Annotated in this window: 13 protein-coding genes; 9 read left to right on the top strand and 4 right to left on the bottom strand. The window is 66.9% G+C overall.

What is annotated here, in order from left to right:
* Positions 1-2 precede the first annotated feature (2 nt).
* On the top strand, positions 3-1,796 hold the full coding sequence (gene selB / locus OK17_RS09635; RefSeq protein ID WP_461417320.1) for a selenocysteine-specific translation elongation factor: 1,794 nt from the start codon (positions 3-5) through the stop codon (positions 1,794-1,796).
* A 74-nt stretch (positions 1,797-1,870) separates the two neighbouring features.
* Here selB and clpB read toward each other — a convergent pair whose 3' ends face one another.
* Positions 1,871-4,423, bottom strand: coding sequence for an ATP-dependent chaperone ClpB (clpB, locus tag OK17_RS09630; protein WP_461417319.1), 2,553 nt, complete (start codon positions 4,421-4,423; stop codon positions 1,871-1,873).
* A gap of 233 nt (positions 4,424-4,656) precedes the next feature.
* Here clpB and OK17_RS09625 point away from each other — a divergent pair, with 233 nt between their 5' ends.
* Genes OK17_RS09625 through OK17_RS09615 form a run of 3 tightly spaced genes read left to right on the top strand, consistent with a single transcriptional unit; the run spans position 4,657 to position 7,137 of the window.
* Complete coding sequence (locus OK17_RS09625) at positions 4,657-5,427, top strand: serpin family protein (RefSeq protein ID WP_461417318.1); 771 nt, start codon at positions 4,657-4,659, stop codon at positions 5,425-5,427.
* Complete coding sequence (locus OK17_RS09620) at positions 5,343-5,834, top strand: serpin family protein (RefSeq protein WP_461417317.1); 492 nt, start codon at positions 5,343-5,345, stop codon at positions 5,832-5,834. Before OK17_RS09625 ends, OK17_RS09620 begins: the two co-directional genes overlap by 85 nt.
* Before the next feature lie 55 nt (positions 5,835-5,889).
* Positions 5,890-7,137 carry an esterase/lipase family protein gene (locus OK17_RS09615; protein WP_461417316.1) on the top strand — a complete coding sequence of 416 codons (1,248 nt, stop codon included), beginning with the start codon at positions 5,890-5,892 and terminating at the stop codon, positions 7,135-7,137.
* On the opposite strand, the gene OK17_RS09610 is transcribed toward OK17_RS09615, so the two are convergent.
* Positions 7,117-8,043: an SDR family NAD(P)-dependent oxidoreductase gene (locus tag OK17_RS09610; RefSeq protein WP_461417315.1), complete on the bottom strand. Its 927-nt coding sequence runs from the start codon at positions 8,041-8,043 to the stop codon at positions 7,117-7,119. The genes OK17_RS09615 and OK17_RS09610 overlap by 21 nt on opposite strands.
* 102 nt (positions 8,044-8,145) lie before the next feature.
* On the opposite strand from OK17_RS09610, the gene OK17_RS09605 reads away from it, so the two are divergent.
* Positions 8,146-8,823: a TetR family transcriptional regulator gene (locus OK17_RS09605; protein ID WP_461417314.1), complete on the top strand. Its 678-nt coding sequence runs from the start codon at positions 8,146-8,148 to the stop codon at positions 8,821-8,823.
* A 58-nt stretch (positions 8,824-8,881) separates the two neighbouring features.
* Here OK17_RS09605 and OK17_RS09600 read toward each other — a convergent pair whose 3' ends face one another.
* Entirely contained in the window at positions 8,882-9,268 is a 387-nt protein-coding gene (locus tag OK17_RS09600; protein WP_461417313.1) for a DUF2784 domain-containing protein, read from the bottom strand.
* A 116-nt stretch (positions 9,269-9,384) separates the two neighbouring features.
* Here OK17_RS09600 and OK17_RS09595 point away from each other — a divergent pair, with 116 nt between their 5' ends.
* Together OK17_RS09595 and OK17_RS09590 are read left to right on the top strand one after the other, a co-directional pair.
* Positions 9,385-10,623, top strand: a complete 1,239-nt coding sequence (locus tag OK17_RS09595; protein ID WP_461417338.1) for a cytochrome P450 — start codon at positions 9,385-9,387, stop codon at positions 10,621-10,623.
* Between the two features lie 43 nt (positions 10,624-10,666).
* Complete coding sequence (locus tag OK17_RS09590) at positions 10,667-11,266, top strand: DsbA family oxidoreductase (protein WP_461417312.1); 600 nt, start codon at positions 10,667-10,669, stop codon at positions 11,264-11,266.
* A 16-nt stretch (positions 11,267-11,282) separates the two neighbouring features.
* Here the strand turns inward: OK17_RS09590 and OK17_RS09585 are convergent, their stop codons facing one another.
* Entirely contained in the window at positions 11,283-12,056 is a 774-nt protein-coding gene (locus OK17_RS09585) for a DUF427 domain-containing protein (protein ID WP_461417311.1), read from the bottom strand.
* Positions 12,057-12,166: 110 nt separating this feature from the next.
* On the opposite strand from OK17_RS09585, the gene OK17_RS09580 reads away from it, so the two are divergent.
* Together OK17_RS09580 and OK17_RS09575 are read left to right on the top strand one after the other, a co-directional pair.
* Positions 12,167-12,715 carry a DUF6328 family protein gene (locus OK17_RS09580; RefSeq protein WP_461417310.1) on the top strand — a complete coding sequence of 183 codons (549 nt, stop codon included), beginning with the start codon at positions 12,167-12,169 and terminating at the stop codon, positions 12,713-12,715.
* A gap of 32 nt (positions 12,716-12,747) precedes the next feature.
* The gene (locus OK17_RS09575; protein ID WP_461417309.1) at positions 12,748-13,644 is read left to right on the top strand and encodes an MBL fold metallo-hydrolase; all 897 of its coding nucleotides are present in this window, start codon (positions 12,748-12,750) and stop codon (positions 13,642-13,644) included.
* Positions 13,645-13,695 lie beyond the last annotated feature (51 nt).

Below are 13,695 nucleotides of genomic sequence, written 5' to 3'. Positions count from 1 at the left end.
CGGTGAAGTACGTGGTGGCCACCGCCGGTCACGTCGACCACGGCAAATCGACACTCGTGCGTGCGCTCACCGGCATCGAGCCGGATCGCTGGGAGGAAGAACGCCGCCGCGGTCTGACGATCGATCTCGGTTTCGCCTGGACCACACTGCCGTCCGGTGCCGATGTCGCCCTCGTCGACGTCCCGGGTCACGAGCGTTTCATCCCGAACATGCTGGCCGGACTCGGCCCCGCACCGGTCGTGCTGTTCGTCGTCGCAGCCGACGAGGGGTGGAGTGCCCAGTCCGACGACCACCGCGACGCGCTGTCCGCGCTCGGCATCGAGTACGGAGTGCTGGTGATCTCACGTGCCGACCGCGCGACCGATGCTCACATCAAGGACGTGATCGCCTCCGCCCGTGCCGAATTGGTCGGCACCGGGCTCGCCACCGCTCCGGTCGTGGTCGTGTCCGCACCGCAAGGGCGGGGTCTCGCGGAACTACGCACGGCCCTCGACGCGGTCCTCGCCCAGACGCCACGACCGTCGACCTCGGGCCGCGTGCGCCTCTGGGTCGACCGCGCATTCACCCGCACCGGGGCCGGCACGGTGGTCACCGGCACGCTGGCCTCGGGCACCATCCGCGTCGGCGACACCCTGGAGTTGATTGGCGCCGACGGGCACCGGGCGGTCGATGTCCGCGGATTGCACAGCGAGGGATCTGCTCTCACGATGTCACTGCCGGTCAGCCGGGTTGCGGTCAACCTTCGTGGCGTCGGGGTCGACGCCGTGGCACGCGGGGACGCCCTCGTCACTCCGGGCGCATGGCATTCGTCTGCCGAGGCCGACATCAGGCGGGTCGGCGGCGTCCCCTTCGATGATGTGCCCGAGCGTCTCGTCGTCCACCTCGGCACTGCTGCACTCCCGGCCCGTCTACGCCCCTTCGGCCCCGATTACGCACGGCTGACATTCGCACGCGCCGTGCCTCTTTCGCACCGAGACCGGGTGGTGCTGCGCAACCCCGGTCAGCGGATCGTCGGCGGTGGGGTCGTCCTGCATCCCGACCCACCGGAACTCCGTCGCCGCGGCGATTCGGCCCGCCGGGAGGCGGCCCTGGCCCGGATGAGCGACGCCGGCGGTGCCGCGGACGAGGTTGCTCGACGCGGCGCGGTGCGCGTTGTGGAGCTACAGCGCCTCGGTCTCGTCGACGACGGGGACACAGCACCGGCCGGGGTCCGTGTTGTCGACGACTGGTGGGTCGACGAATCGTCGTGCGCCGCGTGGATCAAGCGTTTGCGCGACGCGGTCGTCGAAGTCCACGAGCGGGAACCGATGTCGGCCGGCTTGTCGGCGTCGGGAGTTCCTGCGTTGCTTGAACTTCCGGACCCAGCACTGCTGGCGACGGTGGTCGCCGATGCCGGGCTGGCGTCCGCAGACGGGTACCTGTCGATCCCGGGCCATGTCCCGGATCTGGGTGACGCCGAGGAGGCGATGAGCGCTTTGGAGCGCCGTCTGGCCGAGCGCCCGTTCCGGGCCCCGGAGTCCGACGACCTCACCGCGCTCGGCCTCGGTGCCAGGGAACTCGCCGCTGCCGAACGCACCGGCCGCATCCTCCGACTCCGCGACGGGGTGGTGTTGTTGCCGACCGCGCCGGCACTGGCGATGCGAACCCTGGCCGCCCTGCCTCAGCCCTTCACCACGAGCGAAGCGCGCCAGGCACTCGGGACGACGCGGCGCGTCGTGATCCCACTGCTCGAACTCCTCGACGGCCGGGGGTGGACCCGGCGCATCGACGCCGGTCACCGTGAGGTCGTCCGCTGAACCGCTGCCCGCACCGGTAGACGACGAAGGGGCCCACCCCCGAAGGGATGGGCCCCTGGTCGCGTCACTCGTGATCAGCCGAGGACCAGCGACTCGCCGTCGGCACTGACGTTCACCGGAACGATGTCGCCGTCGCGGATGTCGCCCTTGAGCAGCTGCTTGGCGAGCTGGTCGCCGATGGCCTGCTGCACCAGGCGGCGGAGCGGACGGGCGCCGTACAGCGGATCGAATCCACGTGCGCCCAGCCATTCCTTGGCCTTCGGCGAGACCTCGAGGTCGAGGCGACGCTGGGCCAGCCGCTTCTGAAGCTGTCCGATCTGGATGTCGACGATCGCCACCAGCTCCTCGGGGCTCAACGGGTCGAAGATGACCACGTCGTCGAGGCGGTTGATGAACTCTGGCTTGAAGGCCGAGCGCACCGCATTCATGACGTGTTCCTTGTCGCCACCGGCGCCGAGGTTCGAGGTCAGGATCAGGATGGTGTTACGGAAGTCCACCGTCCGTCCCTGGCCGTCGGTGAGACGGCCTTCGTCGAGCACCTGCAGCAGCACGTCGAACACGTCCGGATGGGCCTTCTCGATCTCGTCGAACAAGACCACCGTGTACGGACGACGACGCACCGCCTCGGTCAGCTGGCCGCCGGCCTCGTACCCGACGTAGCCGGGAGGAGCACCGACGAGCCGTGCGACGCTGTGCTTCTCGCCGTACTCGCTCATGTCGATGCGGACCATCGCCCGCTCGTCGTCGAACAGGAACTCGGCGAGCGCCTTGGCCAGCTCGGTCTTGCCGACGCCGGTCGGGCCGAGGAACATGAACGAACCCAGCGGCCGGTTCGGGTCGGCGACACCGGCACGGGCGCGCCGCACCGCGTCGGAGACGGCCTCGATGGCAGCCTTCTGTCCGATGACGCGCTTGCCCAGCTCGTCTTCCATGCGCAGCAGCTTGGCGGTCTCACCTTCGAGCATGCGTCCGGCCGGGATTCCGGTCCACGACGACACGACCTGCGCCACGTCGTCGGGTCCGACCTCCTCCTGGAGCATCACGTCCTGACCGGGCTCCGTGCCGGTCTTCTCCAGCGCGGCCTCGAGTTCCTTCTCCAGGCCCGGGATCCGCCCGTACCGCAGCTCGGCGGCGCGTCCGAGGTCACCGTCACGCTCGGCGCGTTCGGCTTCCCCACGAAGACGATCCAGCTCTTCCTTGAGGTCGCGCACCGCGTCGATGGCGGTCTTCTCCGACTGCCACCGCGCGGAGAGCTCGTTGAGCTTCTCCTTCTGGTCGGCCAGTTCGGCGCGCAGCTTCTCGAGACGGTCCTTCGACGCGGCGTCCGTTTCCTTCTGCAGCGCAACCTCTTCGACCTCGAGCCGACGGACGATGCGCTCGACCTCGTCGATCTCGACGGGGCGCGAGTCGATCTCCATCCGCAACCGCGACGCCGCCTCGTCGACGAGGTCGATGGCCTTGTCGGGGAGGAAGCGCGAGGTGATGTAGCGATCGGAAAGCGTTGCGGCGGCGACCAATGCGGAGTCGGTGATGCGCACGCCGTGGTGCACCTCGTACCGATCCTTCAGGCCGCGGAGGATGCCGATGGCATCTTCCACCGACGGTTCGCCGACGTACACCTGCTGGAAGCGACGCTCGAGTGCGGCGTCCTTCTCGATGTACTTGCGGTACTCCTCGAGGGTCGTGGCACCGACCAGCCGCAGCTCACCCCGGGCGAGCATCGGCTTGATCATGTTGCCGGCGTCCATCGCGGAATCGCCTGTGGCACCGGCTCCGACGATGGTGTGCAACTCATCGATGAAGGTGATGATCTGACCGTCGGAGCTCTTGATCTCGTCGAGTACGGCCTTCAGCCGCTCCTCGAACTCACCGCGATACTTCGCGCCGGCGACCATCGAACCCATGTCGAGGGAGATGACCGTCTTGTTCCGGAGCGATTCGGGCACGTCACCGGCGATGATGCGCTGGGCGAGGCCCTCGACGATCGCGGTCTTGCCGACGCCGGGTTCACCGATGAGGACCGGGTTGTTCTTGGTCCGTCGGCTGAGCACCTGCACGACGCGACGGATCTCGGTGTCGCGACCGATGACCGGGTCGAGCTTGCCCTCGCGGGCCGCTGCGGTCAGGTCGGTCGAGTACTTCTCGAGCGCCTGGTAGGTCGACTCCGGGTCCTCGCTCGTGACACGCCGGCTCCCGCGGACTGCGACGAACGCATCGCGCAGTGCCTGCGGTGTTGCTCCGGCGTTGTGCAGCAACTTGGCGACATCGGAGTCACCGGTCGCCAGACCGACGACGACGTGCTCGGTCGAGACGTACTCGTCGCCGAGTTCAACGGCCAGCTGCTGAGCAGCACTGACCGCCGCGATCGATTCGCGGGAGAGTTGCGGGGTGGCACTGGCCTGCGCGACCGTCGGCATGCGGTCGACCTGCATCTGGGCCTGCGCGCGAACATTCGACGGGTCCACGCCCACTGCCTTGAGCAGCGGCGACGCGATGCCGTCGGACTGATCGAGCAGTGCCACCAGGATGTGGGCGGGCCGCACGTCGGGGTTGCCAGCACTGGCCGCCGCCTGCACAGCAGCGCTCAATGCCTGCTGTGTCTTCGTGGTGGGGGTGAAGCTGTCCACTCGCGTGCACCTTTCTCTTTAGTCCAACAGGCTCAAGTATGAGCCATACGGAGGATTCAACGCCAACACAGTTGAGTCCATTCCGCTCATACCTAGTTTGTTTGTGATGTACGTCACTCATCCAGGGTCGCCGTTTCCCGGATCAACCGCCAGCCAAAGTGGCGCACCTGCTGTCGAGGTCGCGATTTTGTGCATCGCCGGCGCTGTCGGTCCGCGGTGAGATGATCTCGCGCATGCACGAACCGGACCTGTTTGTCACCACCGCCGCCGACGACCTCGCACCTCCCGTCCGAGCAGTCAACGACCTGACCGCTCGCTGGTGCTCGCAGTTCCGCGACGAGGATTGCGTCGTCTCCGGGGCAGGCGTGTGGCCACTACTCGCACTGCTCGCATCTGCAGCTGACGAGGCCGCGCGAAACGAGCTGGCTGCCGCACTCGGCCGACCGGCCGATTCGGCTCGGGCCGAGGGCCTGGAGGTGCTGGACGCACTTCGCGAAGGAATGTCGACCTCTGCGGCAGTAGGCGTCTGGACCCACGACGCTGCGCCGCTGATCGAAGACTGGGCCTCACGGCTCCCCGCAGGAGTCACGGGGAGGCTGACCGGCCAGGAAGCCCTCGACAAGTGGGCCGCGGACGGGACTGGAGGTCTGATCGACCGCTTTCCTCTGGAGATCGACGACGAAGTTCGCCTGGTGATCGCCTCGGTCATCGCGGCCAAGACACGATGGCTCGAACCGTTCAGAGGGAGTTCGCGCGGTTGCGACCCCCTGTCCGACGACGCGCAGCCAACGTGGCTCGAGCGGCAAACCGACGATCCGTCGGTCGCGGCGGTCCTCGACAACTCAGTGACGCGCGTGGTGGTCGAGGGCGACGGTGATCTCGACGTCCACCTGTTGCTCGGCGATCAGACCCGGGGCACGTGCTGGACACCGGCCTACGCGAATTGTCCGGCGATAGCCATGTTCAACCGGCCGTCGACTTCGACGCTCACGCGCCGGGCTTGACCGTCGAAGTGGTGGCTTCGCCTGGGCCTGAGGACCGACTGTCGCTGGAGCTGCCCGCCTTCTCGATCAACAGCAACCACGACCTGCTTTCGCACAAGGATGTTTTCGGGCTTCACGCGGTGACCGACCCGGAGAACCCGCACCTACCCCACCTGAGTTCGGTCCCGCTGTTCGTCGCCCAGGGTGCGCAGAACGTGATCGCGCGCTTCTCCCCCGTAGGCTTCGAGGCCGCCGCGGTGACTGCTTTCGCACTGGCTCCGACAGGCGCATATCCCCGGGACACGCACCAGATCAAGTTCGTCTCCGTCACCTTCGACCGTCCGTTCGGCTTCCTCGCGGTTCATCGACCCACGCGCCTTGCCGTCGTCGCCGGATGGGTGAGCAGTCCGTTCGACCAGTCGGAGTGAGGAGAGCCTCAGCGATGCGGACTCACATTTCAGTGGACAGACGTACACTGAAATCATGTCTGTTGATCCTGCCCGCACTCGCGAACTGCCGGCACTGGCGGCTCTGGGTCGCGATGAGCTGAACAAGGCGGTCTCGGGCATCGCGGCCGTTCATTCATCCGTCGCCGATACCGTGTTCGCGGGTCTGCGCGTGGCGTGGGGTGCGAGGGTCCGTCCGGCTCAGATTGTGCACGACGCGATCAGCACGTCCGTCTATTCGGCGATCACGTCGACGGTCGATGTGGCCGGCGACCTGGCCGAGTCGCTGACCGTTCACAGCAACGGCGTGCCTTCGGAGACCAAGCGAGGCGCTTTGGCCATCGGCATCCTCGACGGATTGATCGGTGATCAACTGACCGCCGAGCGTTCTCCCCTGGCTCCGGACGCCGCGATCCGCGTGAACGGGGCGGTCGTTCCGATCACCCCGGACGGTCTGGCGACCGCTTTCCCCGGAGCGTCGGGCCACCTGACGGTTTTCCTGCACGGCCTGATGGAGACCGAGTTCGCCTGGGCGCTCGGCGACAGACCCACGTACGGCGCTCGCCTCGCCGACGATCTCGGCAGCACCGAGGTGCAGATCCGATACAACTCGGGACGCCACATCAGCGACAACGGCCGTGATCTCGCACGACTGCTCGACGACCTGGTCTTGCTGTGGCCGGTTCCGGTCACCGGCCTCACGCTCATCGGCCACTCGATGGGCGGTCTGGTCATCCGCAGCGCTTGCCATCAAGGTGTCGACCGTGATGCGTACTGGCCCAGGCTCGTTCGACATACCGTGTGTCTCGGCACTCCCCACCTCGGGGCGCCGCTGGCCCGCGGAGTCCACCGCGCGACGGCGGCCCTGCGCCTGTGGCCGACGAGCCGACCGTTCGGCACCCTGCTCGGGCGTCGCAGTGCCGGGGTTCGCGACCTGTTCCGCGGGGCGGTCACCGAGGAACACTGGCGCGACACCGACCCGGAGGCCTTTTCGCAGCCCGCCGTCGACTACCCGCCGCTCATGGAAGGTGCGCGCCACCTCTACGTGACCGCCACGGTGACCCAACGCCCCGACCACCCGTTCGGCCGCATAGTCGGCGACGGACTGGTGCTGACCAACAGCGGAGGTGGTCGAGACCGGAAGCACCACCTCGGCTTCGAGGTCGACGACGGCTTCCACATCGGCGGTGCCCACCACTTCACCGTGCTCAACAGCGATGCGGTCTACGACTGGATGCTCCCGCTGCTGAAGCCTCGCCGCGCGTTACCGCGGGGCCGCAGCTGAACTGCGGCCCACCGGAAACCTCACCCCCGTGAGTTCCTCACTCACGGCCCACAACCGGCGCTGGATTTCTTCGTCATGTGATTGATCGCTGGACTCGACGACCTTGGGATAACCCTTGATCTCCCCACGGCCACCCGGCCCGTAGTACTGGCCACCGACGACACCCGGGTCCGTGGCGGCCCGCACGGTTGGCAGTGCGCCCATCTCCGGACCCTGAGCAATCACCGGCGCCAACCAGGTGAGGGGAAGCCTCAGCGCGGCAGGCGCATTCCGAGCCAGCTCCGTGTTGGACAGACCGGGGTGCGCGGCGGCCGCAATCGTGGTGCCGTGCAATGCGAGCCGGCGCTGAAGTTCGTACGTGAACATCAGATTCGCGAGCTTCGCCTGGCCGTACGCGCCGGCGCGGGAGTACGAGCGTTCCCACTGGAGATCGTCGAAGTGGATGGCGGCTCGGATGCGGTGACCCGTGCTGCTCACCGTGACGACGCGCGAACCAGGCACCGGTAGCAGCCGGTCGAGCAACAACCCGGTCAGCGCGAAGTGTCCGAGATGGTTGGTGCCGAACTGCAGCTCGAAGCCGTCAGCGGTGGTTTGTCGCGGCGTGTACATCACGCCCGCGTTGTTGATGAGCAGGTCGATGCGCGGGTGCGCGGCGCGCAGGTCGGCGGCCGCGGTCCGGATCGAGTTCAGCGACGTGAGGTCGAGCGCCTGCACGCTGACGTCGCCGGTCATTCGAGCGGCAGCCTCTCGCCCCTTCTCGACGTTCCGAACAGCAAGAACCACCGTCGCCCCGTGTGCGGCCAGCATCCGTGCCGTCTCGAACCCGAGCCCAGAGTTGGCTCCCGTCACCACCGCCACCCGCCCGCTCTGGTCGGGAATGTGCTGCTCAGTCCAGTTGTCACTCATGATTACCTCCCTTTAAGAACCGCCGGTCTGTTACATGTGCGACCATAAGAGACCGACGGTCTCCTGTCAAGGGACCGCCGGTCTTCAAGCTAGGGTGAGTACGTGACTTTCCAGCGTGCGCGCAGCGAGGAGCAGCGCGAGATTCGTCGTCGGGCCATCCTGGACACCACGGCCGCGATGCTCGACGAGATGCCTGTGGCCGACGTGACCCTCAACGAGCTGAGCCGACGGGTCGGTCTGGCCAAGTCGAATGTGTTGCGGTACTTCGAATCACGCGAGGCGGTGCTCCTCGAACTGCTCGACGCCTCGATGGCGAGCTGGCTCGACGAACTGGCGGATGAGCTGGCCACTGGCGTCACCCCCGCTTCCCCGATGGACGCTCGTGCCCACCAGGTCGCCGACATCATCGGCCGGACGCTCGCGACGCGGACGGTGCTGTGCGACCTCATCGGCGCGCAGGGCGGTGTCCTGGAACGCAATGTCTCGGTCGACGTGGTCAAACGGCACAAGCGTGCCTCGCTCGGGAAGCTCGCGGCCACGGTCGACCTGCTGCGCCGATACCTGCCCGAACTCGGCGACAACGCTCCACAGCTCTGCCTGATGATCTTCTTCTCGGCGGGCGCCCTCAAGACCTACGTACCGCCACCCCCGAGCGTGCTTGCCGCCTACGCGGACGAACCCGAACTCGGTGTGTTCAACATGGACTTGCGAGAAGCCCTCCGGATGTCGGTCGCCGCGTCGCTCCTAGGTGTGCTGCCGCGCGACTCCCCGACGCGCTAGACGACGCTTCCCCAGAATCGCGACTCCGCCTCACACGCGCTGGCTGCAAATAGCGCCTCTACCCGGAACCAGCGATGCCGCGGCGGCGAGGGCCGCTCCCCATCCGCCACCACAACCCGACCCACGACGCGACGACCAGCGCAGCAACCAACCCCCGCACCAACCCGAGCGCAGAATCCGGATAGATCACCCCGGTCAGGTAGTTGTCGATGAATCCGGTGGGTGGCAATCCTTTCTCGCCCGCCTGGTGCCGCGCCCAGTTCTCGGCGTCGGTCAACGGGCAACCCAGGCCAAAGCCCACCGACGCGATCCCCCACCCGACGGCGACGAGGTGCAGCAGGACTGTGCGCGGCCACCGCCAGGCGATGAACCCGCCGAACATCACGTACAGCAGGAACATCATGTGCAGGACCGCTATGCCGTCGGCCAGGACCCGATATGGCATGTATCCAGCGTAAATGGGGCGGGTTCGTCATTCTGCGGATCCGGAACACACCTGTATCGGACACTCGAAGCGAGAAGCATCCTCTCGACGGAAGGACGCCATCGGTGAGCACGAGCATGACCGACGAGGCCGCCAACGTATTCGCCGACCCGACCGCATATGCCGACGAGCCGCGACTGCACGCGGCGATGGCTCACCTCCGGGCGCACAACCCGGTCGCGTACGTCGACAAGGCGCCGTACCGCCCGTTCTACGCGATCACCAAACACGCCGACATCATGGACATCGAACGCGACCACAACCTGTGGCTCAGCGAGCCACGCCCCCTGCTGGTGACCGCCGTGGCCGACGACTTCGCCAAGTCGCAGCTCGACTCCGGCGCGGGCCTGCGGACGTTGATCCACATGGACGATCCCCACCACAAGAAGGTGCGGGCGATCGGACAGGACTGGTTCCGACCAAAAGCGTTGCGTGATCTGGAGATCCAGGTCGATGCACTCGCCAAACGCTATGTCGACAGGATGGCCGAGATCGGCCCCGAATGCGACTTCGTCGAGGACATCGCCGTCCACTTCCCGCTGTACGTCATCATGTCGCTGCTCGGGCTCTCCGAAGAAGATTTTCCCCGGATGCACCAACTCACCCAGGAGATGTTCGGCGCCGACGACAAGGAGTACCAGCGCGGCACCACCATCGAGGAACGGATGGCGACACTGCTCGACTTCTTCGACTACTTCAGCAAGCTGACCGCCTCCCGTCGCGCGAAGCCCACCGGCGACCTCGCGTCGGCAATCGCCAACGGACGCATCGACGGCGAACCCCTCTCCGACGTCGACACCGCGTCCTACTACGTGATCGTCGCCAGCGCCGGCCACGACACCACCAAGGATGCGATCTCCGGCGGTCTGCGCGCACTCATCGAGAACCCTGCCGAACTCGCCCGCCTCCGTCACGAGCCCGACCTCATCGGAACCGCCGTCGAGGAGATGATCCGGTGGACCACACCGGTCAAGGAGTTCATGCGCACCGCCGCCGCGGACACGACGGTGCATGGCGTGCCCATCGCCAAGGGTGAATCCGTCTATCTCGCTTACACTTCGGGAAACCGTGACGAAGAGATCTTCGACGACCCGTTCACCTTCGACGTCGGACGCTTCCCCAACAAGCACCTCGCGTTCGGCTACGGCGTGCATTTCTGCCTCGGCGCAGCGCTGGCCCGGATGGAGATGAGAAGCCTGTTCAGCGAACTGATCCCGCGCCTGGACTCGATCGAGTTCGCCGGCGAACCCGAGTTGGCCGCGACCGTGTTCGTCGGCGGACTCAAGCATTTACCGATCCGCTATTCGCTGCGCTGAGACGCACGCGTCGAACCCGGTCGAACTGGGTACACGGGCCTCCATGACGCACTTCGACTTCTACTTCGATCCGGTGTGCCCGTTCGCTTGGGCTGCGTCGCGATGGCTTCGTGACCGCGCGGCCGCACACGACGCCGACGTCGACTGGCATCTCATGAGCCTCGCGATCCTCAACGAGGACGAGGAGCCCGAGTCCGACGAACAGCGCCGCCAACTCGAGACCGCCCGCCGTCTGGGTCGCGTCGTCGCAGCTGCGTCCGCGAAAGCCGGTGTGGATACGATCGACCCGCTCTACACGGCACTCGGCAAGCGCATCCATCATGCCGGCGACGAGATGACACCCACCGTCGTTTCGGAGGTGCTGACCGAGGCCGGCCTCCCCGCCGAACTGGCCGACGCCATGGACGACGCATCGTTCGACGACGCGGTGCGCGAATCCCACCAGCGCGGTCAGGACGCACTCGGCGAGGACGGCGGCAGCCCCATCCTCGGCATCGACGGCACCTTCTTCTTCGGTCCCGTGCTCGCCGACCTCCCGACCGGCGACGAGGCCGAGGCGCTCTACTCCTCGCTCGTCACCCTCGCGGGCACCTCGACCTTCGCCCAGCTCAAGCGACCTGCGGACCCGCCGACCTTCTCGTGATCAGCCGTTCTCGTGATCACCGGATCTCCAGGTCGACCCGCTCGTCGTAGAAGCAGATGAGGTCGCGCACGGGCTCCGCATCGTGCAGCGGATCGGTGTAGGTCCACGCGACGTCGGGGATGACCTCGTCGCCGACGATCGCCGACCAGTACGTTGCCTGCCCTTTGTACGCACACACCGTGACGGTGTCGGACCGCTGGAGGACGTCCATCCGGACGTCGTCACGTGGAATGTAGTGCCGGATGGGTAGGTGCGTCTCGAGGAGCAGCGTCGGGTGCCGACTCTCGGCCAGCACGGTGTCACCGATCCGCACGACGACGTGCCTGCTGGTGGGTAGGCAGTCGATGCGTTGGTACGGGTCGTGTGCATGCCCCATCACGTTCTGTTCCTCTTCGCGCCATTCGTCGAACGCATCCCAGTCGAGCAGCACGTAGTCCGCCAGATCGGGGTCGTCGAGGCGGAAACCGGCCCCGGCGAGTGTCTTTGTCCCGGTACCGATGTCGTAGGCCGATCCGGCGGCGGTGTGCATCGAGAACGGATGTTGCGGCGTGAGGATCGGCGGGTGTTCCGCGGCCGGCGTCGTCGGGGTGCGGTGTTCGAGTCGTCCGACGACATCGGCCGACGGCACCGCGTAACAACCGACCACCCGGTACGGCTCCCACACCTGGATCGGTGCAAGTGAGTCGACGACCACCTGCCCGTCGACGTATGCGCGGACACGTCGACGCATGTCCGTCCACCGCAGGAGACCCATCTGGGACTTCGAGACTTCATCCAGTGACATGGCCATGGACCGATGGTCCTCCGGCTCGTATCGATTGGCCAGAGCTCTTCGTCGGTGACCGCACCGCAACCCGGGGAACACCGATATCGGCTCCAGGCGGGTGCCACGATGGGAAAGTGGCCGACCCACCGGACAGCGAATCTCCCGAACGGCGATCGGGCGCCGACGATGCCGACTGGAACCGGGCGGAACGCAACGAGACCGAGACACAGCGCCTCAACCGCAACTGGAATTCCCTGCTTCAGGAGCTGCGCGTGGTGCAGACCGGGGTGCAGATCCTGACCGGGTTTCTTCTCACGCTCCCGTTTCAGGACGGCTTCGAAGAGTTGGGTGGTGCGCTCCGCGTCGTCTACCTGGTCACCGTCTCGTTCGCCGTCGGGGCAGCGATACTTCTCGCCGCGCCGGTCGCTCTTCACCGCGCGCTGTTCCGTCGGCACCAAATCGGACTGCTGGTCAACCGTGCGCACCGTCTGGCCTTTGCCGGTCTCACACTTCTCGGTCTGGCACTGTCGGGTGCGATCACCGTCGTGTTCGGAGCCACCGCAGGACCCGTGCCCTCGGTCATCGCCGGCGTCTGCACGCTCGTTCTGTTCTCCCTGGCCTGGGTCGTCCTGCCGCTGAGCGCTCGGGCGACGACCCCCTCCCCCGGCGACGACCACCGTTGACAGTCCACGCTCCGCACAGGTAGGCAGACGAGGTGACCACTGCGCCGAGCTTCTCCGAAACCCGCTTCGACGAAGTCTCGGTGCTGGAGCCGGCCGGCGGTGGGGCCTTCCCGCGCGGCAACACCGTGATCGCGCACGGTTCCGAGGCGACGCTGGTCCTCGACCCCTCCCTCGACGTCGACCACGACCCGGTCGGCGCAGATGCCGTCATGATCAGCCACGCCCACGAGGACCACATCGCCGGACTGCGCCACTTCGACACCGCCAAGTTCGCGCATCACGACGAGGTCGGCGGGGTTCGCTCACTGCAGGTCCTGCTCGACGGTTACGGGCTGACGCCGGAGGAGCGCGCCGCGGTCGACGCCCAGATCGGCGACACCTTCGCGCTCACGCCCGGCTTCCCCGAAGCCGAGGGTGTCGGCGACGGGCACGTCTTCGACCTCGGGGACATCACCGCGACCGTCATCCACCTTCCCGGGCACACCCGCGGACACAGCGGCGTCCTCATCGAACCGACCGGCTTCTTCTACATCGCCGACATCGATCTCACGTCGTTCGGCCCCATGTACGGCGACGTCGGCAGCAGCGTCGACGACTACCTGGCCTCCATCGCACGGGTGCGCGAAGTCGACGCCCGCTGGTACGGAACCTTCCACCAGAAGGGAGTCGTGGAGGGGGCCAAGGACTTCCGAGAACGGTTGACCGCATATGAGGGCGTCATTCACCGCCGCGAGGAACGACTGTTGGGGTTTCTCGACCGGCCACGGCGGCTGGAGGAGATCGTCGAGCACCGTCTGGTGTACCGCCCGCACGTGCAGATGCCGTTCGTCAACGCGGTCGAACGTCGTACTGCGCACCTCCACCTCGAACGACTCATGCGCCACGGCCAGGTCTCGACGACCGACGAGGGCGCCTTCTACCGACTGTGACGTGTGCACCCTGTGGACACCCGGACGCGTCGTCGGGCCGCGGGTGCGAAA

The organism is Gordonia sp. GN26 (assembly GCF_054823965.1).
The sequence above is the reverse complement of the archived record's forward strand: the minus strand, read 5'-3'. Positions and strand labels throughout refer to the sequence as shown.